This window comes from Serratia sp. NA_112.1, from assembly GCF_052691715.1.
In genome coordinates this window covers 641,975-667,750 of sequence record NZ_JBQZFO010000002.1, presented here as the reverse complement: position 1 = coordinate 667,750, position 25,776 = coordinate 641,975, and the positions used below count along the sequence as shown (strand labels likewise).

The following is a 25,776-nucleotide window of genomic DNA, read 5'->3' as shown; positions in this document are numbered from 1 at the left end:
ATCATACCCGCGATCGCCCACCGGACGGAAATCTATTCTGGGTCACGGCCCCTTCCCCTTGATGAAAACAATTCACGCCTGGTGCTAAAACATTGTGCGAAAAGAGGGTTGACTTTGTTCCTGCGAACCAGTTAACTAGTACATAAGTTCAGGGCAGTTCCCTGGTTGGATGATAAATAAGAGAGCACAGAAATGAATAAGCAAACTTCTCTTCTTAGTTGGTGGCGCCACTCCCTTTCTCGGGCGGAGTAATCACGCATACCTGTCATCTGACACTGCAGATTTCCTAAGCTCGCTGGTAACGCGGGCTTTTTTATGGACAAATTTTAACTGGAACCACCAATGATGAACATCAAACCACAACTCAAATTACTGAAGGCGGAGGCCAGTTACCGGGGCGATCCAACCACTATTTTCCACCAGTTGTGTGGCGCTCGCCCGGCTACCCTGCTGCTGGAATCGGCTGAGATCAACAGCAAGCAAAACCTGCAAAGTCTGTTGGTGCTCGACAGCGCTCTGCGCATCACCGCACTGGGCCGCACCGTGACGCTACAGGCGCTGACCGCCAACGGCGCGGCGATGCTGACACTGCTGGATGAGGCCCTGCCGGCAGAAGTCCAGATCCAGGTGCGCCCTAATGGACGAGAACTGACCTTCCCGGTGATTGACGCCATTCAGGATGAAGATGCCCGCCTGCGTTCGCTGTCAGTGTTTGACGCACTACGCACCTTGTTAACCTTGGTTGATTCCCCGGCTGACGAACGTGAAGCGGTGATGCTTGGCGGCCTGTTTGCCTACGATCTGGTCGCCGGGTTCGAAGAACTGCCGGCACTGCGCCAGGAAAGCCGCTGCCCGGACTTCTGCTTCTATCTAGCGGAAACCCTGCTGGTGCTGGATCATCAGCGCGGCGTTGCCCGTCTGCAGGCCAGCGTTTTCACGGCCGATATGGCGGAAGAACAGCGCCTGCAACAGCGCCTGGAACAGCTACGTGTGCAATTGAAACAGACACCGCAGCCTATCCCGCACCAGAAGCTGGAAGATATGCAACTGAGCTGTAACCAGACCGACGAAGAATACGGTGCGGTGGTTAGCGAATTGCAACAGGCCATCCGTCAGGGCGAAATCTTCCAGGTGGTGCCGTCACGCCGTTTCTCACTGCCGTGCCCGGCCCCGTTGGCCGCTTACCAGACGCTGAAAGACAACAACCCAAGCCCATACATGTTCTTTATGCAGGATGACGAATTCACCCTGTTCGGTGCTTCGCCGGAAAGCGCGCTGAAATACGACGCCGGCAACCGCCAGATCGAGATCTACCCGATTGCCGGTACCCGTCCTCGCGGCCGTCATGCCGACGGGTCACTGGATCTGGATCTCGACAGCCGTATCGAACTTGAAATGCGGACCGACCATAAAGAACTGGCCGAGCATCTGATGCTGGTCGATCTGGCGCGTAACGATCTGGCGCGCATCTGTCAGGCCGGTAGTCGCTACGTGGCCGATCTGACCAAAGTGGACCGCTACTCTTTCGTGATGCACCTGGTTTCCCGTGTGATCGGCACCCTGCGCGCCGACCTCGACGTGCTGCACGCCTATCAGGCCTGTATGAATATGGGCACCCTGAGCGGCGCCCCCAAAGTGCGCGCCATGCAGTTAATCGCCGCCTCTGAAGGCACCCGTCGTGGCAGCTACGGCGGTGCGGTCGGTTATTTCACCGCCACCGGCGATTTGGATACCTGTATTGTCATCCGCTCCGCGTATGTTGAAGACGGCATTGCTACCGTGCAAGCCGGCGCTGGCGTGGTGCTGGATTCTGTTCCTCAGGCGGAAGCCGATGAAACCCGTAATAAGGCACGTGCCGTGCTACGTGCCATTGCCAGCGCGCACCATGCCAAGGAGGTGTTCTGATGGCCGATATCTTGCTGCTCGATAACGTCGATTCCTTTACTTACAACCTGGTCGATCAACTGCGCGCCAGCGGTCATCAGGTAGTGATTTACCGTAACCAGATCTCTGCCGACGTGATTATCGAACGCCTGCATCAGTTGGAACAGCCGGTGTTGATGCTGTCACCGGGTCCAGGCACCCCGTCCGAGGCCGGCTGCATGCCGGAACTGTTGCAGCGCCTGCGCGGACAGTTGCCGATTATCGGCATCTGTCTGGGGCATCAGGCGATTGTCGGAGCCTACGGTGGTCACGTCGGCCCGGCCGGTGAGATCTTGCACGGCAAGGCCTCGGCCATCAGCCACGATGGCGAAGGCATGTTTGCCGGTATGGTGAATCCCCTGCCGGTGGCACGCTACCACTCACTGGTTGGCAGCAATATCCCGGCCGAGCTCACCGTTAACGCCCAGTTTGGCGAAATGGTGATGGCAGTCCGTCATGACCAGCATCGCGTATGCGGTTTCCAGTTCCATCCGGAATCGATCCTGACCACCCATGGCGCACGTTTGCTTGAGCAAACTCTGGCCTGGGCGCTGGCGAAACAATGAGGGGAAACGACGATGCAAACTATTCTTGAAAAACTGTACCGTTCAGAATCGATGAACCAGCAGGAAAGCCAGCAGTTATTCAGCGCCATCGTGCGTGGTGAACTGGAGCCAAGCCAATTGGCCGCCGCGCTGATCAGCATGAAAATCCGCGGCGAACACCCGGAAGAGATCGCCGGTGCGGCCAAGGCATTGCTGGCCGATGCCCTGCCGTTCCCGCGCCCTGACTACCCGTTTGCAGATATCGTCGGCACTGGGGGTGACGGTACCAACAGCATTAATATCTCCACCGCCAGCGCCTTTGTAGCGGCGGCGTGCGGCGCAAAAGTAGCCAAACACGGCAACCGTAGCGTATCCAGTCGGTCGGGGTCATCGGATCTGCTGGCAGCATTTGGTATTCGTCTGGATTTACCGGCAGACGAAGCGCGTAAGGCACTGGACGAACTGGGCGTGTGCTTCCTGTTCGCCCCGCAGTACCACACCGGATTCCGCCATGCGATGCCGGTTCGTCAGCAGTTGAAAACCCGCACGGTGTTCAACGTGCTCGGCCCGTTGATCAACCCGGCGCGTCCACCTCTGGCGCTGATCGGCGTTTACAGCCCGGAACTGGTGCTGCCGATTGCTGAAACCCTGCGCGTACTCGGTTATCAACGGGCGGCGGTGGTACACGGTGGCGGTATGGACGAAGTGGCGATCCACGCGGCAACCCACGTGGCCGAGCTGAACAACGGCGAAATTGAAAGCTATCAGTTGACGCCACAGTCCTTCGGGCTGCAAAGCTATCCGCTGGAAGCCCTGCTGGGCGGCACGCCAGAAGAAAATCGTGACATTCTGGCAAGGTTGTTACAAGGTAAAGGTGACCCGGCGCACGCCGCTGCGGTAGCCGCTAATGTGGCGCTGCTGTTGAAGTTATTCGGGCAAGAAGACCTGCGCCAAAATGCGCAGCAGGCACTGGACATGATTCACAGCGGGCAGGCTTACGAGCGTGTCACCGCACTGGCAGTAAGAGGATAAATGATGCAGGAAACCGTGCTCAACAAGATTGTTCGTGATAAAGCGCAATGGGTCGCAGCACGACAGCAACAACAGCCACTGGCCAGTTTTCAAAATGAAATCGTCCCAAGTGAACGCGGTTTTTACCACGCGCTAGAGGGAGCCAGAACGGCGTTTATTCTTGAATGTAAAAAGGCATCCCCTTCCAAAGGGCTGATCCGCGAAAACTTCGATCCGGTAGAAATAGCTTCGGTCTACAAGGATTTTGCCTCGGCAATTTCGGTGCTGACCGACGAAAAATATTTCCAGGGCAGCTTCGATTTTCTGCCGCTGGTCAGTAAAACGGTGACACAGCCGGTGCTGTGTAAAGATTTCATTATCGATCCGTATCAGATTTACCTGGCGCGCTTCTATCAGGCCGATGCCATCCTGCTGATGCTGTCGGTGGTTAATGACGATCAATACCGCCAGTTAGCCGCAGTGGCCCATAGCCTGAATATGGGCGTTTTGACTGAAGTGATAAGTTTTGAAGAACTGCAACGGGCCATTGCTCTGGAAGCACGCGTGGTGGGCATCAATAACCGTGACCTGCGCGACCTTAGTATCGACCTGGAGCGCACTCGTCAGTTGGCGCCACGTGTGCCACACGGCGTGACGGTGATCAGCGAGTCCGGCATCAACAATTACGGTCAGATCCGCGAATTGAGCCACTTTGCCAACGGTTTCCTGATTGGCAGCGCATTAATGTCGGAAACCGACCTGCGTGCTGCCGTACGCAGAGTGATACTCGGCGACAATAAAGTTTGCGGATTGACCCGTCCGCAGGATGCTGCCGCGGCTTATCAGGCCGGTGCCGTCTACGGTGGTTTGATTTTTGTCGGACGCTCGCCGCGCTATGTTGATATCAATCGTGCCCGCGAAGTGATTTCCGGTGCACCACTAAAATACGTCGGCGTGTTCTGTGACGCACTGGTAGAAACGGTAGTTCAGACCGTCGAGCGCCTGGGTCTGAAGGCAGTGCAGCTGCACGGTGCAGAAGATCAGGCCTATATCACCGCCTTGCGTGCCGTACTGCCGACCGACTGCCAAATTTGGAAGGCGCTGAGCGTGAAAGACCATTTGCCAAAGCGCGATTTGCAGCACGTTGACCGCTACCTGCTGGATAACGGCGCGGGCGGTACCGGGCAGCGCTTCGACTGGTCGGTACTGCACGGCGAAAACCTTGAAAACGTAATGCTGGCCGGTGGCCTGGGCGCGGATAACTGTGTTGACGCGGCCAAACTTGGCTGTGCCGGTCTGGACTTTAACTCCGGCGTTGAGAGCCAGCCCGGCATTAAGGATCCTGCCCGCCTGTCGGCGGTGTTCCAAACCCTGCGCGCTTACTGAAAATCATTAACGGATAATAACGGGAACTATAATGACGCTGCTTAACCCCTACTTCGGCGAATTTGGTGGCCAATATGTGCCGCAGATTCTGATGCCGGCCTTAAAACAACTGGAAGAAGCCTTTGTCAGCGCTCAGCGCGATCCAGAGTTTCAGGCTGAATTTATCGACCTGCTGAAAAATTACGCCGGTCGTCCAACGGCGCTGACGCTGTGCAGAAACCTCACTGCCGGTACCAAAACCAAGCTGTATCTGAAACGTGAAGACTTGCTGCACGGCGGCGCGCACAAAACCAACCAGGTGTTGGGTCAGGCATTGTTGGCCAAACGCATGGGTAAAACCGAAATCATCGCCGAAACCGGTGCAGGTCAGCATGGCGTGGCCTCGGCCCTGGCCTGCGCCTTGCTCGGTCTGAAATGCCGCATCTATATGGGTGCCAAAGATATTGAGCGCCAGTCACCAAACGTATTCCGCATGCGCCTGATGGGGGCGGAAGTGATCCCGGTGCACAGCGGTTCTTCTACGCTGAAAGACGCCTGTAATGAAGCGCTGCGCGACTGGTCCGGCAGCTACGAAACCGCCCACTATATGTTAGGCACCGCTGCCGGCCCACACCCGTACCCTACTATCGTGCGTGAATTCCAACGTATGATCGGTGAAGAAACCAAAGCGCAGATGCTGGAACGTGAAGGCCGCCTGCCGGATGCGGTACTGGCCTGCGTCGGTGGCGGCTCCAACGCCATAGGTATGTTTGCCGACTTTATCGATGATACCAACGTAGGGCTGATCGGCGTTGAGCCTGCCGGCCTCGGTATCGAAACCGGCCAACACGGTGCGCCGTTGAAACACGGCCACGTCGGTATCTATTTCGGCATGAAAGCACCGATGATGCAGACTTCCGAAGGCCAGATTGAAGAGTCCTATTCCATTTCCGCCGGGCTGGATTTCCCTTCCGTTGGGCCGCAGCACGCCTACCTGAACAGTATCGGTCGCGCCGAGTACGTGTCGATTACCGATGACGAAGCGCTGGACGCATTCAAAGCGCTGTCACGTAGCGAAGGGATTATCCCGGCGCTCGAATCTTCACACGCCCTGGCTCATGCGCTGAAAATGATCCGTGAAACGCCGCAAAAGGAACAGATCCTGGTGGTTAATCTGTCCGGCCGCGGCGACAAAGACATATTTACCGTTCACGACATTCTGAAAGCACGGGGAGAAATCTGATGGAACGTTACCAGCAACTGTTCGACCGCCTGGCAAGCAACAAGGAAGGCGCCTTCGTCCCGTTCGTGACTCTCGGCGATCCTAACCCGGCACTGTCATTACAAATCATCGATACTCTGGTTGAAGCCGGTGCCGACGCACTGGAGCTAGGTATCCCCTTCTCCGATCCGCTGGCTGACGGCCCAACCATTCAAAGTGCGGCGCTGCGCGCATTCGCCTCTGGCGTCACGCCGACTCAGTGTTTCGAAATGCTGGCCGCCATCCGCCAGAAACACCCCGGCATTCCTATCGGTCTGCTGATGTACGCCAACCTGGTATTCCATAAAGGTATCGATGCGTTTTACCAACGCTGTGCCGAAGTGGGCGTAGACTCAGTGCTGATTGCCGACGTGCCGTATGAAGAGTCAGCGCCCTTCCGCGCCGCCGCTATCCGTCATGGTATCGCGCCAATCTTTATCTGCCCGCCAAATGCAGACGACGATTTACTGCGTGAAATCTCCTCACATGGCCGGGGCTACACCTACCTGCTGTCACGTGCAGGCGTAACCGGAACCGAAAGCCGTGCCCAGCTGCCGCTGCATCATCTGGTGAACAAACTGCGTGAATACCATGCTGCACCACCGCTGCAAGGCTTTGGTATCTCTGAGCCGGCCCAGGTGCGTGATGCGCTGCAGGCAGGGGCTGCAGGGGCGATATCCGGTTCCGCGATCGTCAAGATTATCGAACAAAACCATACGCAACCGGCCGAAATGCTGGCGCAATTGGCGACCTTCGTCAGTGAAATGAAAGCCGCAACCCGGGCATGATTGACCAGCAACGGGCATAGATAATCTACGCCCGTTGTTAACATATTGTTTCTCTTCAAAGTTGTGCTATTTTTTTACACCTTCGATTTGAACAAACCTGATTCTTGTCTCACAATTAACCCTGCGCGTCGGGCATTTCTTTATTTGGGGAAATGCGCTACGTTTTCAGGTGAAAACCCGAATATAGTTTCAACAATAACATTGCATGGAGAGTAATTTATGAAGCTATTTAAAACTCTTTCGGTCTTATGCATGGCAGCCGTTGTGGCATTCGCAGTGAGTGCCTGCGCGCCAACAGCGAAATCTGAAGGGACTGGTGGTTATATTGACGATACGGTAGTGACCACCAAGGTGAAGTCAGCGCTGCTGGCGGATAAAACCATCAAGTCCACCGAAATCAGTGTCGAGACCTTTAAAGGTCGTGTGCAACTGAGCGGCTTTGTCAGTTCAAGCGCCGATGCCAACCGCGCAGTGCAGGTGACTCGTGGCATCGCGGGTGTAAAATCCGTTGAAAACGTCATGAATATCAAGTAGTAAAAATAAAACGGAGGCGCTGCATGCGCCTCCCTGTTTCATCCCTGTCAGAAGCGATACCCTGCCCCGAACATAAACACCCACGGATCCAAACGCGTATCAATGCTGTGATGATTACCGTCCGCATCGTCAAAACGAGCTTTGGTTTCGATGTTCATCCACCACACTGACATATTCAGCATCCAGTGCTCATCCAGGTTGTAATCCAGGCCCGCCTGCGCGGCTACGCCCCAGGAGTCTTTCAAACTCAGGTTGCTCAGCCCGGCGCTTTTGCCGTTATCGTTAAATTTTTCATCGAAGAAGGTGGTGTAGTTAACGCCAAGCCCCAGGTACGGACGCAGTTTGTCCTGCTTGTCGCCAAAATAATATTGCGCCATCAAGCTCGGTGGCAGGTGGCGTACCGTCGCGATATTCCCGTTCACCGCGGAACCGTTCAGTCCTACCTTGTGACGGAACGGCGTTGCGGCCAGCAGTTCGACGCCAATATTGTCCGTTACCATATAGCCGAAGGTCAGACCAAGCTGAGTATTATTGTCGGCACTGAATGAGCCTTGCCCCAACACGTCGTCCGATCCGGCATTTGGCCGCACAGTAGCAGCACCTGCGCGGAACAGAAAATCACCTGCCTGATGCGCACTTGCCAACATAGGCGTCATCATTGCCGCCAATACCACCAGAGTTGTCTTTTTCATTATCCATTCCATTTGTATGGTTATCATCCAGAGGGAATATACCTACTTACGGGTGTTTATGATCCCATCGAGATCACATCTTATGTGTAAAAGTTTTAATTTCTACTAAAAACAAGACTACCTAAGAGGCTAATAAATCAAGGATTGATCTGAATCAAAAAATGCCTTTTGTTGCAAATTATCTGCATGTTCAGGCTCAAGAACACAGCTTGAAAGGTGGCAAAGGATGGCGATAAAGCCGATTGCAGAAGAAATCGTCACAGTGCACTTCGCGGGGTGCCACAGCGGCCTGGAACAGGGTACAATCGCCCACTGATTTTGCTTTATCTCTGTTTCTCAATGCCAAGGAGTCTGCATGCCTATCACGGCCAACACGTTGTACCGTGACAGTTTTAATTTTTTCCGTAACCAACTGACCAGTATCCTGATGCTGGCGCTGTTGACCGCGTTCATTTCTGTGCTGCTCAACCAGGCTTTCAGCCCTGACGTCGAACAGTTGAAGATCCTGAGCGCAACGGAAGGTGACTTTGCTGCATCCGCCGGTATGGGGATCCAGGAAATCATTCAACAAATGACGCCTGAGCAACAGATGGTGTTATTGAAGGTTTCAGCCGCCGCCACCTTTTCCGCATTAGTGGGCAACGTGTTGCTGGTTGGCGGGATGCTGACATTGATTCGTCTGGTTTCTCAGGGGCAGCGCATTAGCGCCCTGCGCGCTATCGGTGCTTCCGCGCCGGAACTGCCGCGTTTACTGCTGCTGCTGTTTATCTGCACGCTGTTGATCCAGCTGGGCCTGACGCTGTTTGTGGTGCCGGGCGTGATCATGGCGATCGCCTTCTCGTTGGCACCGGTGATTACCGCTACCGACAAGAAAGGCGTGTTCGCCTCGATTAAGCTGAGCTGCAAGTTGGCGTTCGCCAATGCGCGGGTGATTGTTCCGGCGATGATGTTGTGGCTGGCAGCCAAGCTGCTGGTGCTGTTTATGGTGAGCCATCTTTCGGTGCTTACCCCGAACGTCGCCAGCGTGGTGCTGACCGCCCTGAGCAACCTGGTTTCGGCCTTGTTGCTGATTTACCTGTTCCGTTTGTATATGCTGCTGCGCAGCTAAATCTTGCGGTAGAAATCCAAAAGGCACGCTTCGGCGTGCCTTTTGCTTATTGAGCCACAGCAGGTTCCGCCTGCTCCTTACTTTGAATCAGCTTCAGCGCCAGGTACAAGTCCGGCACCAGTATCAACTCCCGATCGCGCCCCAACCTATTGATGCGGAACCAGCGCGTCAGCTCGGTTCGCCGTCCTGCCAGTACCAACTTCACGTTACGCTGTAACAAATCACGTTTCAATTCATCGATGGCCGCCAGTACGCTGATATCAGCATGGGTAAAGCTGGCAACGGCGTCCACCACTACCCAACGCGGCTGGAACGGTGTGCTGTCCACCAGGTTCAGGATCCGCCGTTTGAAATACGCCACATTGAAATAGGTCAGAGGCGAATTGAAGCGATACATCATCACACCGGGTACCGCTTTAATGCCGTTATTGTTGCCCATCGAATGGATCATGCCTTCGTCATTAACGCCCAGCAGTTGTTCCGTTGGGCGGAACACCGTGCGCAGGAACTGCATCAGGCCCAGTAAAACCGCCAGGCCAATACCGCTGATCACCCCCACCAGCAGTACGCTAAGGAAGGTAAACATCGCCAGACGGAAGGCTTGAGCATTGCGACGCCGCATGAGCCAGATGCCACGAATATCCAGCAGCGACCAGGCGGCATACATCAGCACTACGCCCAACCCCGCGACTGGAATAAACTGTAGCGGTGCCATCAGGAACAACAGTACGAAGGCAATCACCGCCGCCGCAATGATCGACACCAATTGGCTCTTGCCGCCGTTGGCATCATTGACCGCAGTGCGCGAATCTGCCCCGCTGATGGCGAACCCCTGCGACAGCGCCGAGACGATATTCGCCAGGCCGAGCGCACGAAATTCGGCATCCGCATTCACCTCATAGCCGTTTTTCGCCGCAAAGCTTCGGGCGGTCAGCATCATGCTGACAAAGCTGACCACGGCCAAGTTAAGCGCCGGGATCACCATGTCACGCAGCAAACCCGGTTGAAAATCCGGCCACTGCACTATCGGCAACACATCACTAAACCCGCCGACCGTCACCACACCATGCTGTTGCAACCCACCAGCCCAGGTAACAAAAGTGACCAGAACAATGGCAAATAAAGGTGCCGGCCAGTTGGGCCGCCATTTTTTAAACCCGATCAGCGTAACCAGCGCCAGTAAGGAGACCGCCATCGTCAGCCAATCACTGTGCATCAGGTTGCCAGGCAACGCATAAATACGCTCGATCAACTGCGCCGGATGCACACCAAATCCGAACACCTTGCCAATCTGATCGACCATGATGGTAATCGCCACGCCATTCAGTAAACCGCTGAGTATCGGCCGTGAGAGTAAGTCAGCCAGTGCACCCAGCTTGAAGCGGCTGGCCAACAGACACCAGGCGCCCATCATCGCAGTCATCATAATGGTCAATTGCCAATGGCGTTCCATATTACCCGCTGCCAATGGGGTCACGACGGCGGCAATGACCGCGCAGGTCGCCGCATCCGGGCCCACAATCAGTTGGCGTGATGAGCCAAAAAATGCGTAGGCTACCATTGGCAGAATACAGGAATATAACCCCACTATCGGACTGACTCCGGCCAATTCGGCGTAGGCAATCGCTACCGGCAATGCCACGGCGGCGACAGAAAGCCCGGCGCGGATGTCCGGTTTGAGCCAGTTGCGTTGATACCCTAATAAATGCGTCAAACCGGGCGTAAGCGCCAGGAGAGATTTCCACTGCATAAACTGTTTTCCGTTATAAATTATCCGGCTATTATTGCGCATATCATGCGATGCCAATGCCGTGCTGGCAATCTGCCCGCCGCGAACTGGGGATCTCAATCGTAAGTTTACGCAAATTCCTACTTTCATGGCGGAAATCCGGCGGCCAAACGCCGATAATCAGCAGTTGCCAGCGGTACACAGAGCCCGCCAAATCCGGTATAGTCGGCCGATGAACAGATGATGGATTGATTTATGAAGCAGTTTCTTGATTTCCTCCCGTTAATTGTCTTTTTCGCTTTTTATAAGCTTTACGATATCTATGTTGCCTCTGGCGCATTGATTGTTGCTACCGCGCTGGCGCTGGTGTTCACCTGGTTCAAATACCGCAAAATTGAGAAGATGACGTTGATCACCTTCCTGATGGTGCTGGTGTTCGGCACTTTGACGCTGGTGTTCCATAACGATTTGTTTATCAAATGGAAAGTGACCATCATTTACTGCCTGTTCGCGCTGGCGCTGCTGATTAGCCAACTGGTGCTAAAAAAGCCGTTGGTTCAACGCATGCTGGGCAAAGAGCTGACGTTGCCGGATAAAGTCTGGAATAACCTCAACCTGGCCTGGGCAGTATTTTTCCTGGCCTGTGGTCTGGCGAATATTTACGTTGCCTTCTGGTTGCCCCAGAGCGTTTGGGTTAACTTTAAAGTCTTCGGTCTGACCGCGCTGACGCTAGTATTTACCCTGCTCAGCGGCGTTTATATTTATCGGCACATGCCGGAAGAACAGAAAAAATAGTTACAAAATTGTTAATGCCCGTAGCCTTTGCTACGGGCAGTATAGTGAAATCCCTTCTTTGATAAGCAGACATCTATGACTCAACAACGACCTTTACCCAGTGGCGAAATGGTGCTGCGAACGCTGGCGATGCCGGCAGATACCAACGCCAACGGCGATATTTTTGGCGGCTGGCTGATGTCGCAGATGGATATTGGCGGCGCTATTCAGGCGAAAGAAATTGCCGAAGGCCGCGTCGTCACCGTGCGAGTGGACGGTATGACCTTCCTGAAACCGGTCGCGGTGGGTGACGTGGTATGTTGCTACGCGCACTGTATTCGCACCGGGCGCAGCTCAATCACCATCAATATTGAAGTGTGGGTCAAAAAAGTGTCTTCGGCCCCTATCGGCCAGCGCTACCGCGCAACCGAAGCGGTGTTTACCTATGTTGCAGTGGATGATGAAGGTAATGCACGCGCCCTGCCCGATGGCAAGATGAACTTCCGCGTGGGTTTTGAAGAATAAGCCGGAATGCAAACAGCAAAAAGGGTCGCCTAATCAATGACGACCCTTTTTATTGGCAATGATTTCAATCAGTTCATTTCAGTGGTACCGTTAATTTTAAAGCGGATATTCATGGTGAGATTCTTCCCTTCCTTCGCTTCATAACGCCACTTACGCATTGCCTGCTTCACTTCTCGCTCGAACATATTGCGTGGTTCTGCAGCCAGAATACGCACATTACTCACACGACCATCGCTGTCGACATCAAACTGCACCCGCACATTGCCTTCAATCTGCAATGCCCTGGCACGCGGCGGATAAATCGGGTCGGGACGGCTGAGCGCTCTCGGCGTCACATCTCGCGAATTGCCCGCAACCGGTGCTGACGGCGCCTGCTTCACCGGAGCCCTATCGACAGGCTTGGCCGGCTGGTTATTTTCAAACGGTGACGGCTCACGCGGCTCGGTTTTCTGTGGTTCACGCTTAACCGTTTTTTCGACCTTCGGTTTCGGTTTTGGCTTGGGCTTGGGTTTTACCGGCTCAGGTTTTAGTATCGCCTTCGGCGGTGGCTCTGGGAGCGGTTCTGGCTCGGGTTCTGGCTCTACCTGCGGCTCTGGCTCAGGTTCGGCCGGTGCTGGCGGAGGCGGCTCTGCCATCGCGGCGGTATTAACCATCATGACGCTGATCGGCGCATCTTCAGGTTTCGGCAACTCCATCACCTCCTTGACAGAAGCATAGAGCAGACCCGCCACCAGGGCGCTATGTAAGCCAACAGACAGGATAATTGGCACGGACAAACGGCGATTAAGGAACATCTTTTTTAGCGACATAATGATTCTGCTTCCTCTGGTTCGCCAAGTTTAAATGCAAATAGCAATCATATTCAATAACGAATGGCAAACTATCGCTCTAATCGTCATTATTCATCGCTAAAACCTGCAAGCTCATGGTGATATTAACCTTTCGTTTGCCTATTTACTGAAGCATTCACACGCTTCATTAACTTGATTTACCTGGCCAAAACGAAAAAACCCGCCGTAGCGGGTTCAGACTGATGACAAACTTCATTCCTGCCCAGAGCGAGTAGGCCGATAAACAAAAATCAGGAAAATCAATTTATTGATTTTCGGCTGCTCACCACAAAGCAGGAAAAACCACGCTTTTTCCTGCTTTGTCAGCAACCTAAACCCGCCGTAGCGGGTTATCTTTGACCAATGCAGCATTATTCTTCATCGCCGTAATACAACACGCCCAGTTTGATCAGCGGCCGGCCCTGCGCCTTACGATGCAAATTAGTGTCACGCAGCGAATAGACGCAGCCGCAGTACTCCTGCTGATAAAAGCGTTCACGCTTACTGATTTCAATCATCCGCGAGGCACCGCCCTTTTTGCGCCAGTTGTAATCCCAATACTCCAAATCTGGATATTTTTCCGCTGCGCGCACGCCACAGTCGGTGATTTGCTGCATATTCTTCCAGCGGGAAATTCCCAGCGAACTGGATATGGTGTCGTAGCCATGCTCATGCGCGTACAGCGCGGTGCGTTCAAAACGCATGTCGAAGCACATGGTGCAACGGATCCCACGCTCAGGTTCGTGCTCCATGCCTTTGGCACGGGCAAACCAGTTATCGGTATCGTAATCGGCATCGATGATAGGCACCCCATGCTGCTCGGCAAAACGGATGTTCTCATCCTTGCGCAGCAGATATTCTTTTTGCGGATGAATGTTCGGGTTATAGAAGAAAATGGCGTATTCGATGCCAGAAGCCTGAATAGCTTCCATCACCTCTCCGGAACAGGGCGCACAGCAAGAGTGCAGCAGCAGTTTGCTTTTGCCCTCAGGCAACGCGAGTTTATCTCTAACCAGTTCCGTCATTTCCTCACCGCTGAATCCTTTTCCCATTAAATCACGCGGCCGCACTATACGAATAAAAGCTAGTCGCTTCAAGGTATAAGCACCAGCCGCAGGCAAATTCCAGCGGCCAGGCATTCCCATGAATCCCCTTTTGCGCTACTTTAGATTTACCGTTCTATAGCAATGATTTTAAAGGTGAAACATGCTTTATCTTATCTACGCACAAGACGTACCCAATTCATTGGAAAATCGCCTGTCGGTACGCCCGGCACACCTGGCACGCTTGCAGGCACTGCGTGATGAAGGCCGCCTGGTCATTGCAGGCCCCAATCCGGCCATCGACAGCAACGACCCAGGCAGTGCGGGATTCAGTGGTTCTACGGTGATTGCGGAGTTCGCTTCATTGGCGGAGGCCCAAGCCTGGGCCGAGCAGGATCCCTACGTCGCCGCCGGCGTTTATGCTGAGGTGACGATCAAACCCTTTAAGCAAGTGCTGTAATTCAATCACGACACGCGGGTAAGGCATTGTTACCTTCCCGCTAATTCCAGACAAAAAAAGCCAGCACGGAGAGGCTGGCCAAAGGGTTCTTCGAGGGCATATATTGTTAGATAAAGTTACACTCTTCGCTTGCCGGTCTGCCAGCTATCGCTGTGATAGGTGAACTATTTTTTCGCCAGAATCAGCGTCTGCATATCCGCAAACATGGCATCCCATTCCGCTTGATTTATCTCCATCAGGCCAAAGAAACGCAACATAAATGCCCCTTCGGTAGCCAGAAAAGCCAACCGCGCCCGTTTGCCCTCCTCGGTGGTTAAATCCAGACCGGCGATCCGACTGTGGTACCACTCTCGCGTGCTGTCCAGATGCTCTGGCGTTTGGATCAAGGTTGCCATCAGCCCTGCAGCCTTGGCGCTGGATGCCTGATCGGAGCTTCGGGTGGCCTGCATATGTGCCTGCACTGTCGTTGTGGCCGAGGGGGTTTCCCCGGCAATAGCATCAAATACCCGGTCATAGACCTTACCCCAGCGTTCGAACATCGCATCAATTAACGCGTCTTTGCTGCCAAAGCAATACTGCACCCCGCCCTTGGAAATCCCCATCGCCTTGGCGACAGAATCAATGGTCAACCCGGCCGCACCCTGCCTGGCGACAATCTCCTCGGCCATATCCAGAACCTTGTCGCGATCGATGCTCCGTTGCCGTCCCATTGAGAAACCCTCTTTTAAATACATACGTATGGATATATATTACACCAGTATACCACCCGGCACGTTCGGGGGGTGACCTTATAGCAACGCATCCGCGTCGCCTGCTTTTTTGGAATAATATTATGCACGCAAACAACCGCTGGTTGATCCTGGCAATGATCTCCAGCGCGCTATTTTTGATCATTATCGATATGACGGTGCTATACACCGCATTGCCACGGCTGACCCAGGCGCTGGACGCCAGCGCCTCACAAAAATTATGGATTGTGAATGCCTACCCGCTAGTGGTCGCCGGTTTACTGCCCGGTGCGGGTATGCTGAGCGATCGCATTGGTCATAAACGGCTGTTTATGGCCGGATTACCGGTGTTTGCCGTCGCGTCCCTTTGTGCGGCCTTTTCTCCTTCAGCCCAATGGCTGATCGCCGCCCGCGTATTTCTCGCGGTAGGTGCGGCGATGATGATGCCGGCTACCCTGTCCATTGTCCGCCATGTGTTTACTGACGAACGCGAACGCGCCCTGGCGATTGGCATTTGGGCTGCGGTCGCTTCCGGTGGTGCCGCTATCGGCCCGGTGGTCGGTGGAGTCTTGCTGGAGTATTTCTGGTGGGGATCGGTATTTTTGATCAACGTCCCTGTCGTCATGGTGGTGCTGCCGCTGGCCTGGCGATTGATACCACACTGCGGTGGGGAAAATAAAAGCCCTTACGATATCATCGGGTCAGTGCAGATCATGGCCGGTCTGGTGGGCAGTATCTATGCACTGAAAGAGCTGAGCAAGGCAATGCCCTCCCTTTCTGCGCTGGTGATCGCCGCCGCCATCGGCGTTTTGTCGCTCTGGTTGTTTGTTCGTCGACAGCGTCAGGCGCGCTACCCGATGATCGACTTCTCGTTATTCCAGAATCGGTTGTTTGCCGGCGGTGTCGGCGTGGCGCTGGTGTCGATGATTGTGCTAGTCGGTGTGGAGCTGGTACTGACTCAACGCCTGCAACTGGTGCTTGGGCTGAGTCCATTACAGGCCGCGCTGTTTATTCTGCCAATTCCGGTGGCGTCCGCACTGGCTGGCCCGCTGGCCGGTTTACTGCTGCCGCGCTACGGCGAGCGCAACATGATATTCGGTGGATTGTTCCTGACCGGCCTGGGCATCGCCGGGCTGGCCCTGCTTTACCAGAACAGCCTGATGTCGCAGTTGGTTTGTCTGTTTATCGCCGGTTTTGGCATCGGTGGTGCCATAACCGCCGCGTCGACCGCCATCATGCTCAATGCTCCGGAAGAAAAATCCGGTATGGCTGCCTCGATCGAGGACGTGTCCTATGAGCTGGGTGGCGTGCTCGGTATTACCTTGCTGGGTGGGTTGATGACCGCTATCTATAGCCACAGCCTGGTGTTACCTGACAGTCTGCCGGCGGGCAACGTCGCCTACGACAGCATTGATGAAGCCCTGCGGCTGGCCGCCAATCTGGCTGTCGATCAGGCTGAACAAATGAGGCAACTCGCCCGGCTGGCTTTCGACCGCGCATTTATCGTGGTGCTGATTGCGGCGGCATTACTGATGACGCTAAGTGCCGGCGTGGCAAAAATGGTCTTACGCAAGTAATGATACCAAGCCGCTGTTGTTGTTAACGCATTGTGCTTAAACTTAATGGGCAATTTGCTTATCGGATTTATCGTTATTGGTTTCAGCGATTGCATTGATGCTTTTGAACGTCTTTAACCCTGCGATAAATCCGGTTACTGTGTTTGTTATGGATATTGTGTAAATCATCGAATCAAATAATCAGGAGAAGATTATTATGGCAACGACGAAGAAAACAGCGAAAAACCATATCGGCCTGGACAGCAAACAAGCGGCAAAACTATCGGAAGCGTTGAATGCGCTGCTGGCAAATTATCAGGTGTTGTATATGAATGTGCGCGGCTACCACTGGAACATTTCCGGCCCGCATTTCTTTGAACTGCACGTCAAATTTGAAGAAACCTATAACGATCTATTAACCAAGGTTGATGAGTTGGCAGAACGTATTCTGACTCTGGGGTCGCAACCGCGTCATGCCTTTAGCGATTATCTGAAAACTTCGGATATCAAGGAAGACACTAATGTCACCAACGATAAAGGCACGCTGGGTGGTTTGCTGCACGGCTATTCGGTGCTGCTGCAACAGCAGCGTGACCTGTTGACTCTGGCCGCCGATGCGGGGGACGAAGGCACCGCTTCCCTGATGAGTGACTACATCAAAGAACAGGAAAAACAGGTGTGGATGCTTAACGCCTATCTGGGGAAATAACCCCCGGCAGCCAAAGCCGGGTTTTCCTTCTTTGTGGTGAGCAGCCGAAAATCAATAAATTGATTTTCCTGATTTTTGTTTATCGGCCTCTACTCGCTCTGGGCAGGAATGAGGTTTGTCATCAGTCTGAAACAGTCCCCTTGGGGACTGTTTTTGTTTTACCACTCGTAGGCCACCACAAACAGCAATGAACGCCGGTGCTGGTCATCCAGGCGACGGCGCACCCGAATAATATGCCGATTGCTGCAAGACTGGCGTTCCAACCAGCGATGCCTGCGGCGCTGACTCTGCCGCAGCATCCGCCAGCGACCCACCTCGTTTCTACTGCGTCTCATCGTTTTGTCACTCATTCGTCAAATGCCAACGGCGGGCATTATAGTCCTTTCATTACAGGATCCAAGCCACAGTGCCGTCTATTTTAATCAGACTGGGCGACCTTCTCTCCCAGCCAAAATGTTTTTTTGTTTACAGCAAGTGCCTTAAGCCAATCATATTTTTGCAACATAAGCGCCGAGAAAAGGTTTCCCCTTTAGCGTTCTGTGCGTACACTCATCGTTGGTGGTTTGCGAACGGGATTTTTCGCCTTTATGACAACATTTTATACCGTAATCAGTTGGCTCATGGTGTTCGGTTACTGGCTGCTTATCGCTGGTGTGACATTGCGTATTCTGATGAAACGCCGCGCCGTACCTTCCGCTATGGCCTGGCTGCTGGTGATCTATATCCTGCCGCTGTTCGGTATTGTGGCTTATTTATCTTTTGGTGAATTGCATCTGGGCAAACGCCGGGCCGAACGCGCCAAGGCAATGTGGCCTTCTACCGCACGCTGGCTGAGCGAATTAAAAGAGAGCCAGCGCATCTTCGCCACCGATTACAGCGAGGTCGCCAGACCCCTGTTCCAACTGTGCGATCGCCGTCAGGGCATCGATGGCGTTAAGGGCAACCAACTTCAATTGCTCACTACTACCGACGCAACGCTGAAAGCGCTGATCCGTGATATTGAGCTGGCACGTCATAATATTGAGATGGTGTTTTACATCTGGCAGCCCGGCGGGTTGGTCGATCAGGTGGCCGAATCGCTGATGGCCGCTGCGCGCCGTGGCGTACATTGCCGCCTGATGCTGGACTCTGCCGGTAGTTTGCAATTCTTCCGTAGCCCCTATCCTGGCATGATGCGCAATGCGGGTATCGAGGTGGTGGAGGCGCTCAAGGTAAATCTGTTCCGCGTATTCCTGCGCCGAATGGATTTGCGTCAGCACCGTAAAGTGGTGCTGATTGACAACTATATTGCCTACACCGGCAGTATGAACATGGTTGACCCACGTTATTTCAAACAGGACGCCGGTGTCGGTCAGTGGATCGACCTGATGGCCCGCATGGAAGGCCCGGTCGCCAGTACCATGGGCATCGTATATGCCTGTGACTGGGAGATTGAAACCGGTAAACGGATCCTGCCGCCGCCGCCGGACGTCAATATCATGCCGTTCGAACAGGAAAGCGGCCACACCATCCAGGTTATCGCCTCAGGCCCGGGTTTCCCAGAAGAAATGATCCACCAGGCGTTGCTGACCGCGGTTTACTCAGCACGTGAACAGCTGATCATGACCACCCCCTACTTCGTACCCAGCGACGATTTGCTGCATGCGATTTGTACCGCCGCCCTGCGCGGGGTTGAAGTCAGCATCATTGTCCCGCGTGACAACGATTCAACCATGGTCCGTTGGGCCAGCCGCTCATTCTTCTCCGAACTTCTGGAGGCTGGCGTGCGCATCTATCAGTTTGAAGACGGCCTGCTGCATACCAAAAGCGTACTGGTTGATGGCCAGCTCAGCCTGGTCGGCACGGTGAATCTGGACATGCGCAGCCTGTGGCTGAACTTTGAAATAACTCTGGTGATCGACGATGACGGTTTCGGCAGCGATCTGGCCTGCGTGCAGGACGACTATATTGCTCGTTCGCAGTTACTGAATGCCGCAGAGTGGCAGAAACGGCCGTTCTGGCACCGTATTGTTGAGCGCCTGTTCTACTTTTTCAGCCCGCTGCTATAAATGCCGTAGCGAGCATGCTTTAATAATGCCAAATCATTTGTTATCGGGATTTAATTATGGATTTGAATAACCGCCTTACTGAAGACGAAACGCTGGAACAGGCTTACGACATCTTTTTGGAGTTGGCCGGCGACAATCTGGATCCGGCGGATATTCTGCTGTTCAATCTGCAGTTTGAGGAGCGTGGCGGCGCAGAGTTGTATGACCCGGCGGAAGACTGGTCGGAACATGTGGACTTTGACCTGAACCCTGACTTTTTCGCCGAAGTGGTGATTGGCCTGGCGGATAGCGATGGAGAACCGATCAACGACGTGTTTGCCCGCGTGTTGTTGTGCCGTGAGAAAGACCACAAGCTTTGCCACATTCTGTGGAAAGAGTAAGCGGCCGTAAGGCATAAAAAAACCCGCCAATTTTTGGCGGGTTTTTTGTTGGCGAAAAACACCGGTTACAGCGGATCGACCTTCAGACAAGAAACCGCATGGCGGAAGCTGCCCTCCAGCAACGGACGCGTCTTGGCACATTCCGGCCCGGCAATCGGGCAACGGGTGCGGAACACGCAGCCGGATGGCGGGTTAATTGGCGAAGGCAGTTCCCCTTCCAGCAGTTGGATCTGTTTGTCCTTTTCCTTATCCGGATCCGGGATTGGCACCGCTGACATCAACGCTTTGGTATAAGGGTGCTGAGGGTTGTGATACACCTCGTCATAGGTGCCCAATTCCACCGCATGACCCAAATACATCACCAGCACGCGGTCAGAAATATGTTTTACCACCGCCAGGTCATGGGCGATAAATATCAGCGACAGGCCCATTTCGCGCTGCAGTTGCTGCAACAGGTTCACCACCTGAGCCTGAATCGACACGTCCAGTGCCGAAACCGGTTCATCGCAAATCACCAGTTTCGGCTCCAGGATCAGGGCACGGGCAATGCCGATGCGCTGGCACTGACCGCCGGAGAACTCATGCGGATAGCGGTTGATCAGGTTTGGCAGCAGGCCAACCTTCAGCATCATCGCCTTGACCTTGTCCTTCACTTCCTGACGCGGCATTTTTGGGTAATAGGTGCGCAGTGGCTCGGCAATGATTTCACCAATGGTCATGCGCGGGTTCAGCGAAGCCAACGGATCCTGGAAGATCATCTGGATATCACTACGGGTTTTGCGCCAGTCAACGTCACTCATACCGAGTAGGTCTTTACCCAGCCAGGCGACGCGCCCGCTGGTGGCCTTCACCAAACCGATGATGGCGCGGGCGAAGGTTGACTTACCACAACCAGACTCACCCACCACACCCAGAGTTTCCCCTTCGAACAAGCGCAACGTCACGCCGTCAACGGCCTTCAGCGTTTTCGGCGGCTGCCAGAACCACTGCTTGTCATCATGAATGTCAAAGTGCACTTTCAAATCGGCCACTTCAAGCAGAACTTTCTTGTCGGTTACCGTACTCATACCAACGCCTCCACCGGTTTAAAGCAGGCACGCAAGCGCCCTTCACCAAACTGCTCCAATGGCGGAGCGCTAGAACATTGCGGCATTGCGTACGCACAACGCGGCTGGAACGGGCAGCCTTTCGGCAGGCGCAACAGGTTCGGCGGGTTACCTGGAATGGTCATCAGCGCCTCACCTTCGGCGTCCAGGCGCGGTACCGCACTCAGCAAACCGATGGAATAAGGATGGCTTGGGTGATAGAACACGTCACGCGCGCTGCCGTATTCCATGGTACGCCCGGCGTACATCACCAGCACTTTGTTACAGATACCGGCCACAACACCCAGGTCGTGAGTGATCATAATAATGGCCGTATTGAACTCGCGCTTAAGCTCATTGAGCAACGTCATAATCTGCGCCTGAACCGTCACGTCCAATGCAGTGGTAGGCTCATCAGCAATCAGCAGCTTCGGCCGGCATAGCAGCGCCATGGCAATCATTACACGCTGGCGCATACCGCCGGAAAACTCATGCGGGTACATACGCATGCGTTTACGCGCTTCCGGCATTTTAACCGCATCGAGCATGCGAACCGACTCTTCAAAGGCTTCGCCTTTGCTCATTTTCTTGTGCTGCATCAGCACTTCCATTAACTGCTCGCCAACGCGCATATAAGGGTTGAGCGAAGTCATTGGGTCCTGGAAGATCATCGAAATCTCTTCTGCCCGCAGCTTGTTGAGCTGTTTTTCCGGCAGGTTGAGGATTTCACGGCCATTAAATTTGGCTGAGCCGCCAATACGGCCATTGCTGGCCAACAGCCCCATCAGCGCGAAAGCGGTCTGGGATTTACCGGAGCCAGATTCCCCCACGATCCCCAGCGTTTCGCCGGCGCGCAGGTCAAAGTTCAGGTCGTTAACGGCCGTCACATCACCGTCCGGAGTACCGAAGGTCACGCGCAAATCTTTGACATCCAGCAACAACGGCGATTTAGCGGCGGTGCTGGTTTGCAACTGCGGATTTTCAATGGTGCTCATGATTGCACTCCTTAACGATCTTTCGGGTCGAGGGCGTCACGCAGACCATCGCCGATAAAGTTGAAACAAAACAGAGTGACAACCAGGAAACCCGCCGGGAACAGCAGCAACCACGGTGAAACTTCCATCGAGTTGGCGCCATCGCTCAGCAATGCACCCCAGCTGCTTAACGGCTCCTGGGTACCCAACCCCAGGAAGCTAAGGAAGGATTCGAACAGGATCATGCTCGGCACCAGTAATGAAGCGTATACCACCACCACGCCGAGCACGTTCGGCACGATGTGACGCAGTACGATATTGCGGCTGGAAACCCCGCATACCAACGCCGCTTCGATAAACTCTTTGCGTTTCAGGCTCAGGGTTTGGCCACGCACGATACGCGCCATGTCGAGCCAGGACACCATGCCGATCGCCACAAAGATCAGCAGAATGTTTTGACCAAAGAAGGTCACCAGCAGGATCACGAAGAACATAAACGGGAAGGAGTTGAGGATCTCCAGCAAGCGCATCATGACCGAGTCAATTTTACCGCCCAGATAACCCGACATTGCACCGTACAGGGTGCCGACGATGACCGCCACCAGCGCAGCGGAAACGCCAACCATCAACGAGATACGCCCACCAATCGCTACACGTACCAGCAAATCACGCCCTGAGGAATCGGTACCGAAGTAGTGCCCCGCGTCAAAAGACGGTGCTGCTGACATCATCGCCCAATCGGTATCGTCATAGGCAAACTGTGACAGCCAGGGGGCTACAATCACAAACAGGGTAATCAGCGCCAGCACAAACAGGCTGCTGACTGCCGCACGGTTGTGCACAAAGCGGCGACGGGCATCCTGCCACAGGCTGCGCCCTTCCACTTCAAGCTTTTCGCTGAAGTTCTCCAGAGCCTCGCTGTTCTTTTTCGTCAACATCATTTGCGTGCTCCAGCTTAATAACGGATTTTTGGATCGATAACGGCGTACAACACGTCGACGATCGCGTTAAACAAAATGGTCAGGCCACCCACCAGAATGGTCAGACTCAATACCAAAGAATAATCGCGGTTCAGCGCACCATTAACAAACAGCTGGCCAATACCCGGCAGGCCGTAGATGGTTTCGATCACCATAGAACCGGTAATGATGCCGACAAACGCCGGGCCCATATAGGAAAGCACGGGCAATAACGCAGGTTTGAGCGCATGGCGGAAAATGATGCGACGCATCGGCAACCCTTTGGCTCGGGCTGTGCGGATAAAGTTTGAGTGCAGCACTTCAATCATCGAGCCACGCGTAATACGGGCGATACTGGCGATATAGGCCAGTGACAACGCCACCATCGGCAAGATAATAAACTTCGGCGCGCCACCGTTCCAACCACCGCCAGGTAACCATTTCAGCGTGATGGCGAAAATCAATACCAGTAACGGCGCCACCACGAAACTGGGTATCACCACCCCGGTCATGGCAAAGCCCATCACCGTATAATCCCATTTGGTATTTTGATTCAGTGCAGCCACTACCCCGGCACTAACCCCCAAGACGACCGCCAACAAGAATGCGGCAAGGCCGAGTTTGGCGGATACCGGGAATGAAGCGGCGACCAGATCGTTAACCGAGTAATCCTTGTATTTGAACGACGGGCCGAAATCGCCCTGCGCAAGCTGCCCCAAATAATTGAAGTATTGTTTGTAGATAGGATCGTTGAGGTGATACTTCGCCTCAATGTTGGCCATCACTTCAGGCGGTAATGCACGCTCGCCGGTAAATGGACTGCCCGGTGCCAAGCGCATCATAAAGAATGAAATGGTGATCAGAATAAACAGCGTCGGAATCGCTTCCAGACAGCGGCGTAGAATAAATTTTAACATTGCCCGTACCTGTTCCATGAATCTGCTGGCCGTCGATATACACATCGGCGACAGATTTCTAGCCTTTACATCAGCTTTATCATTATCAGTCGATCAGTGACGAAGCGCCGCAGCGCCCCGCCATTAAAATCAATGTTTGATAATATAAAGATCTTTAACGTGGATATTATCCAGCGGGTCTTTACCGGTATAACCGCCAACGTAAGGTTTCACCAGACGAGCGTTCACATAGTAATAAACCGGTACGATGGCTGAATCTTTATCCAGTTGCACTTCGGCCTTTTGGTACAGGGCTGCACGTTCTTCGTCAGTTTTGGCTTTCAGCGTATCGCCGATCAGCTTGTCGAATTCTGCGCTCTTATAGTGTGCAGTATTGTTGCTGCTGTCGGACAGCATAGTGTTCAGGAAAGAGGAAGGTTCGTTATAATCCGCACACCAGCCGGCACGCGCGATATCAAAGTTACCTTGGTGGCGGGTATCCAAGAAGGTTTTCCACTCTTGGTTCACCAGTTTCACATCCACACCCAGATTTTTCTTCCAGATAGAGGCAGCGGCGATCGCCAGCTTCTTATGCAGATCCGAAGTGTTGTACAGCAGGTTCAGTGTCAACGGCTTACCTGGGCCATAACCCGCTTCGGTCAGCAGTTTCTTCGCTTCTTCGTTACGTTTGTCCTGTGTCCAGCCAAACCACTCTGGCGGCGTCAGTTTGGCACCATCGGTATAAGGTGGGGTGTAACCGTAGGCCGCGAGGTCGCCCTGGTTTTTCACTTTATTGACGATAATGTCGCGGTCCATGCCCAATTTCAGGGCGGTACGCACACGCACATCAGTCAACGGTGATTTCTGGTTGTTGATTTCGTAGTAATAGGTACACAGATACGGGTCGACATGAACTTCAGTCGGGATCTCTTTCTTCAGTTTCTGGAACAGCTCGATCGGCATGTTGTTATAGGTCATGTCGATTTCGCCGGTGCGGTAACGGTTAACGTCAGTCACTTCCGAAGAGATTGGCAGGTAGGACACCTGATTAATGATGGTTTTCGCGTTATCCCAGTATTCCGGGTTACGCTCCAGGACAATACGTTCGTTCACCGTCCAACCTTTCAATTTGTAAGCACCATTGGCCACGAAGTTCTGCGGCTGGGTCCATTTCTCGCCAAATTTTTCTACTGCGGTTTTATTTACCGGCGACATGGATGGGTGTGCCAACAGTTTCGGCAGGTAAGGTACCGGCTCGCTGAGCGTCACTTCGAAGGTATGATCATCAATCGCTTTCACGCCGAGGGCATCAGGCTTTTGTTTACCGACGATGATGTCATCGATATTGGTGATATGTGCATATTGTACATAGCTGGCATAAGGCGATGCCGTTTTAGGATCTGCCAGGCGCTGCCAGCTATACACGAAATCTTGCGCCGTTACCGGATCGCCATTCGACCACTTGGCATTTTTACGCAGGTGGAAGGTCCAGACTTTGAAATCTTTGTTATCCCAGCTTTCTGCCACGCCAGGGACGATAGCACCGTTTTGATCGTTGATGGTCAGGCCTTCGAGCAAGTCTCGCGAAACATTGGACTCTGGCACCCCTTCAATTTTATGTGGATCCAACGACTGCACTTCTGCACCGTTGTTTCGTACCAGCACTTGCTTCTCTGCCAGTTGTACGCCCGCCGGCACAACGGCCGCAAAAGCACTTCCGGTTGCTGTGATACCCAGCGCGGCAATGATGCCGGCCGCAAGGATGGTTTTTTTCGTGATGTTGGTCATGTGTGTATACTCCAGTTTTTATTATCACAGGCTCATCAAAGAGCCTGTGTTGCCCCGTGAGCGGA

24 protein-coding genes, 1 pseudogene and 1 other annotated feature are annotated in these 25,776 nt (G+C 53.9%); of the genes and pseudogenes, 14 read left to right on the top strand and 11 right to left on the bottom strand.

Annotated elements, in window-relative coordinates; genetic code table 11:
* Positions 1–213 precede the first annotated feature (213 nt).
* Positions 214–317: a sequence feature (Trp leader region), on the top strand.
* 25 nt (positions 318–342) lie between these two features.
* From ACUTQ5_RS07535 to ACUTQ5_RS07510, 6 genes and pseudogenes are all read left to right on the top strand, one after another.
* A complete protein-coding gene (locus ACUTQ5_RS07535; protein ID WP_445650722.1) occupies positions 343–1,905 on the top strand; it encodes an anthranilate synthase component 1 in 1,563 nt (520 codons plus the stop codon).
* Positions 1,905–3,500, top strand: a pseudogene (gene trpD / locus ACUTQ5_RS07530) (bifunctional anthranilate synthase glutamate amidotransferase component TrpG/anthranilate phosphoribosyltransferase TrpD). Before ACUTQ5_RS07535 ends, trpD begins: the two are co-directional and overlap by 1 nt.
* Positions 3,501–3,503: 3 nt before the next feature.
* Positions 3,504–4,865 (top strand): bifunctional indole-3-glycerol-phosphate synthase TrpC/phosphoribosylanthranilate isomerase TrpF, encoded by a 1,362-nt coding sequence (gene trpCF, locus ACUTQ5_RS07525; protein WP_445650747.1) that lies wholly within the window; start codon positions 3,504–3,506, stop codon positions 4,863–4,865.
* A 28-nt stretch (positions 4,866–4,893) separates the two neighbouring features.
* Positions 4,894–6,087 carry a tryptophan synthase subunit beta gene (trpB, locus tag ACUTQ5_RS07520; RefSeq protein ID WP_445650746.1) on the top strand — a complete coding sequence of 398 codons (1,194 nt, stop codon included), beginning with the start codon at positions 4,894–4,896 and terminating at the stop codon, positions 6,085–6,087.
* On the top strand, positions 6,087–6,893 hold the full coding sequence (gene trpA, locus ACUTQ5_RS07515; RefSeq protein ID WP_445650721.1) for a tryptophan synthase subunit alpha: 807 nt from the start codon (positions 6,087–6,089) through the stop codon (positions 6,891–6,893). The genes trpB and trpA overlap by 1 nt, the downstream gene beginning before the upstream one ends.
* A gap of 219 nt (positions 6,894–7,112) precedes the next feature.
* Positions 7,113–7,427: a BON domain-containing protein gene (locus tag ACUTQ5_RS07510; RefSeq protein ID WP_445650720.1), complete on the top strand. Its 315-nt coding sequence runs from the start codon at positions 7,113–7,115 to the stop codon at positions 7,425–7,427.
* A 47-nt stretch (positions 7,428–7,474) separates the two neighbouring features.
* Here the strand turns inward: ACUTQ5_RS07510 and ompW are convergent, their stop codons facing one another.
* Positions 7,475–8,119 (bottom strand): outer membrane protein OmpW, encoded by a 645-nt coding sequence (gene ompW, locus ACUTQ5_RS07505; RefSeq protein WP_445650719.1) that lies wholly within the window; start codon positions 8,117–8,119, stop codon positions 7,475–7,477.
* 355 nt (positions 8,120–8,474) lie between these two features.
* Here ompW and ACUTQ5_RS07500 point away from each other — a divergent pair, with 355 nt between their 5' ends.
* Positions 8,475–9,227, top strand: a complete 753-nt coding sequence (locus tag ACUTQ5_RS07500; RefSeq protein WP_012145402.1) for a YciC family protein — start codon at positions 8,475–8,477, stop codon at positions 9,225–9,227.
* A gap of 46 nt (positions 9,228–9,273) precedes the next feature.
* Here the strand turns inward: ACUTQ5_RS07500 and ACUTQ5_RS07495 are convergent, their stop codons facing one another.
* Positions 9,274–10,977 (bottom strand): SulP family inorganic anion transporter, encoded by a 1,704-nt coding sequence (locus ACUTQ5_RS07495; protein WP_445650718.1) that lies wholly within the window; start codon positions 10,975–10,977, stop codon positions 9,274–9,276.
* 234 nt (positions 10,978–11,211) lie between these two features.
* On the opposite strand from ACUTQ5_RS07495, the gene ACUTQ5_RS07490 reads away from it, so the two are divergent.
* Both ACUTQ5_RS07490 and yciA read left to right on the top strand, forming a co-directional pair.
* Positions 11,212–11,751, top strand: coding sequence for a septation protein A (locus tag ACUTQ5_RS07490; protein ID WP_135316807.1), 540 nt, complete (start codon positions 11,212–11,214; stop codon positions 11,749–11,751).
* Between the two features lie 75 nt (positions 11,752–11,826).
* Positions 11,827–12,255, top strand: coding sequence for an acyl-CoA thioester hydrolase YciA (gene yciA, locus ACUTQ5_RS07485; protein ID WP_445650717.1), 429 nt, complete (start codon positions 11,827–11,829; stop codon positions 12,253–12,255).
* A gap of 68 nt (positions 12,256–12,323) precedes the next feature.
* Here the strand turns inward: yciA and tonB are convergent, their stop codons facing one another.
* Both tonB and ACUTQ5_RS07475 read right to left on the bottom strand, forming a co-directional pair.
* On the bottom strand, positions 12,324–13,064 hold the full coding sequence (gene tonB / locus ACUTQ5_RS07480) for a TonB system transport protein TonB (protein ID WP_445650716.1): 741 nt from the start codon (positions 13,062–13,064) through the stop codon (positions 12,324–12,326).
* 392 nt (positions 13,065–13,456) lie between these two features.
* A complete protein-coding gene (locus ACUTQ5_RS07475) occupies positions 13,457–14,110 on the bottom strand; it encodes an epoxyqueuosine reductase QueH (protein ID WP_445650714.1) in 654 nt (217 codons plus the stop codon).
* Between the two features lie 181 nt (positions 14,111–14,291).
* Between ACUTQ5_RS07475 and ACUTQ5_RS07470 the strand changes: the two genes are divergently transcribed.
* The gene (locus ACUTQ5_RS07470) at positions 14,292–14,588 is read left to right on the top strand and encodes a YciI family protein (RefSeq protein WP_445650713.1); all 297 of its coding nucleotides are present in this window, start codon (positions 14,292–14,294) and stop codon (positions 14,586–14,588) included.
* A 164-nt stretch (positions 14,589–14,752) separates the two neighbouring features.
* Here ACUTQ5_RS07470 and ACUTQ5_RS07465 read toward each other — a convergent pair whose 3' ends face one another.
* A complete protein-coding gene (locus ACUTQ5_RS07465; protein WP_445650712.1) occupies positions 14,753–15,298 on the bottom strand; it encodes a TetR family transcriptional regulator in 546 nt (181 codons plus the stop codon).
* A 122-nt stretch (positions 15,299–15,420) separates the two neighbouring features.
* Here ACUTQ5_RS07465 and ACUTQ5_RS07460 point away from each other — a divergent pair, with 122 nt between their 5' ends.
* Together ACUTQ5_RS07460 and ACUTQ5_RS07455 are read left to right on the top strand one after the other, a co-directional pair.
* Entirely contained in the window at positions 15,421–16,893 is a 1,473-nt protein-coding gene (locus ACUTQ5_RS07460) for an MFS transporter (RefSeq protein ID WP_445650711.1), read from the top strand.
* A 196-nt stretch (positions 16,894–17,089) separates the two neighbouring features.
* Entirely contained in the window at positions 17,090–17,581 is a 492-nt protein-coding gene (locus ACUTQ5_RS07455; RefSeq protein ID WP_445650710.1) for a Dps family protein, read from the top strand.
* 158 nt (positions 17,582–17,739) lie between these two features.
* On the opposite strand, the gene ACUTQ5_RS07450 is transcribed toward ACUTQ5_RS07455, so the two are convergent.
* Entirely contained in the window at positions 17,740–17,916 is a 177-nt protein-coding gene (locus tag ACUTQ5_RS07450; protein ID WP_071593055.1) for a YciY family protein, read from the bottom strand.
* Between the two features lie 252 nt (positions 17,917–18,168).
* On the opposite strand from ACUTQ5_RS07450, the gene cls reads away from it, so the two are divergent.
* Together cls and ACUTQ5_RS07440 are read left to right on the top strand one after the other, a co-directional pair.
* Entirely contained in the window at positions 18,169–19,629 is a 1,461-nt protein-coding gene (gene cls, locus ACUTQ5_RS07445; protein WP_012145416.1) for a cardiolipin synthase, read from the top strand.
* Between the two features lie 56 nt (positions 19,630–19,685).
* Positions 19,686–20,009, top strand: coding sequence for an HI1450 family dsDNA-mimic protein (locus ACUTQ5_RS07440; RefSeq protein ID WP_004945300.1), 324 nt, complete (start codon positions 19,686–19,688; stop codon positions 20,007–20,009).
* Between the two features lie 65 nt (positions 20,010–20,074).
* Here ACUTQ5_RS07440 and oppF read toward each other — a convergent pair whose 3' ends face one another.
* From oppF to oppA, 5 genes are all read right to left on the bottom strand, one after another.
* Positions 20,075–21,076, bottom strand: a complete 1,002-nt coding sequence (oppF, locus tag ACUTQ5_RS07435; protein ID WP_012145423.1) for a murein tripeptide/oligopeptide ABC transporter ATP binding protein OppF — start codon at positions 21,074–21,076, stop codon at positions 20,075–20,077.
* The gene (locus ACUTQ5_RS07430; protein ID WP_445650709.1) at positions 21,073–22,089 is read right to left on the bottom strand and encodes an ABC transporter ATP-binding protein; all 1,017 of its coding nucleotides are present in this window, start codon (positions 22,087–22,089) and stop codon (positions 21,073–21,075) included. Before ACUTQ5_RS07430 ends, oppF begins: the two co-directional genes overlap by 4 nt.
* 11 nt (positions 22,090–22,100) lie before the next feature.
* The gene (gene oppC / locus ACUTQ5_RS07425) at positions 22,101–23,009 is read right to left on the bottom strand and encodes an oligopeptide ABC transporter permease OppC (RefSeq protein WP_445650708.1); all 909 of its coding nucleotides are present in this window, start codon (positions 23,007–23,009) and stop codon (positions 22,101–22,103) included.
* A gap of 14 nt (positions 23,010–23,023) precedes the next feature.
* Positions 23,024–23,944, bottom strand: a complete 921-nt coding sequence (oppB, locus tag ACUTQ5_RS07420; protein WP_218216551.1) for an oligopeptide ABC transporter permease OppB — start codon at positions 23,942–23,944, stop codon at positions 23,024–23,026.
* 129 nt (positions 23,945–24,073) lie between these two features.
* A complete protein-coding gene (gene oppA / locus ACUTQ5_RS07415) occupies positions 24,074–25,711 on the bottom strand; it encodes an oligopeptide ABC transporter substrate-binding protein OppA (protein WP_445650707.1) in 1,638 nt (545 codons plus the stop codon).
* Between the last annotated feature and the right edge of the window lie 65 nt (positions 25,712–25,776).

Bases quoted from the DNA above. Each gene is read 5' to 3' on its own strand.
- ACUTQ5_RS07535 (WP_445650722.1), top strand. From the start codon at position 343: ATGATGAACATCAAACCACAACTCAAATTACTGAAGGCGGAGGCCAGT.
- trpCF (WP_445650747.1), top strand. From the start codon at position 3,504: ATGCAGGAAACCGTGCTCAACAAGATTGTTCGTGATAAAGCGCAATGG.
- trpA (WP_445650721.1), top strand. From the start codon at position 6,087: ATGGAACGTTACCAGCAACTGTTCGACCGCCTGGCAAGCAACAAGGAA.
- ACUTQ5_RS07510 (WP_445650720.1), top strand. From the start codon at position 7,113: ATGAAGCTATTTAAAACTCTTTCGGTCTTATGCATGGCAGCCGTTGTG.
- ompW (WP_445650719.1), bottom strand. From the start codon at position 8,119: ATGAAAAAGACAACTCTGGTGGTATTGGCGGCAATGATGACGCCTATG.
- ACUTQ5_RS07500 (WP_012145402.1), top strand. From the start codon at position 8,475: ATGCCTATCACGGCCAACACGTTGTACCGTGACAGTTTTAATTTTTTC.
- ACUTQ5_RS07495 (WP_445650718.1), bottom strand. From the start codon at position 10,977: ATGCAGTGGAAATCTCTCCTGGCGCTTACGCCCGGTTTGACGCATTTA.
- ACUTQ5_RS07490 (WP_135316807.1), top strand. From the start codon at position 11,212: ATGAAGCAGTTTCTTGATTTCCTCCCGTTAATTGTCTTTTTCGCTTTT.
- yciA (WP_445650717.1), top strand. From the start codon at position 11,827: ATGACTCAACAACGACCTTTACCCAGTGGCGAAATGGTGCTGCGAACG.
- tonB (WP_445650716.1), bottom strand. From the start codon at position 13,064: ATGTCGCTAAAAAAGATGTTCCTTAATCGCCGTTTGTCCGTGCCAATT.
- ACUTQ5_RS07475 (WP_445650714.1), bottom strand. From the start codon at position 14,110: ATGACGGAACTGGTTAGAGATAAACTCGCGTTGCCTGAGGGCAAAAGC.
- ACUTQ5_RS07470 (WP_445650713.1), top strand. From the start codon at position 14,292: ATGCTTTATCTTATCTACGCACAAGACGTACCCAATTCATTGGAAAAT.
- ACUTQ5_RS07465 (WP_445650712.1), bottom strand. From the start codon at position 15,298: ATGGGACGGCAACGGAGCATCGATCGCGACAAGGTTCTGGATATGGCC.
- ACUTQ5_RS07460 (WP_445650711.1), top strand. From the start codon at position 15,421: ATGCACGCAAACAACCGCTGGTTGATCCTGGCAATGATCTCCAGCGCG.
- ACUTQ5_RS07455 (WP_445650710.1), top strand. From the start codon at position 17,090: ATGGCAACGACGAAGAAAACAGCGAAAAACCATATCGGCCTGGACAGC.
- ACUTQ5_RS07450 (WP_071593055.1), bottom strand. From the start codon at position 17,916: ATGAGACGCAGTAGAAACGAGGTGGGTCGCTGGCGGATGCTGCGGCAG.
- cls (WP_012145416.1), top strand. From the start codon at position 18,169: ATGACAACATTTTATACCGTAATCAGTTGGCTCATGGTGTTCGGTTAC.
- ACUTQ5_RS07440 (WP_004945300.1), top strand. From the start codon at position 19,686: ATGGATTTGAATAACCGCCTTACTGAAGACGAAACGCTGGAACAGGCT.
- oppF (WP_012145423.1), bottom strand. From the start codon at position 21,076: ATGAGTACGGTAACCGACAAGAAAGTTCTGCTTGAAGTGGCCGATTTG.
- ACUTQ5_RS07430 (WP_445650709.1), bottom strand. From the start codon at position 22,089: ATGAGCACCATTGAAAATCCGCAGTTGCAAACCAGCACCGCCGCTAAA.
- oppC (WP_445650708.1), bottom strand. From the start codon at position 23,009: ATGATGTTGACGAAAAAGAACAGCGAGGCTCTGGAGAACTTCAGCGAA.
- oppB (WP_218216551.1), bottom strand. From the start codon at position 23,944: ATGTTAAAATTTATTCTACGCCGCTGTCTGGAAGCGATTCCGACGCTG.
- oppA (WP_445650707.1), bottom strand. From the start codon at position 25,711: ATGACCAACATCACGAAAAAAACCATCCTTGCGGCCGGCATCATTGCC.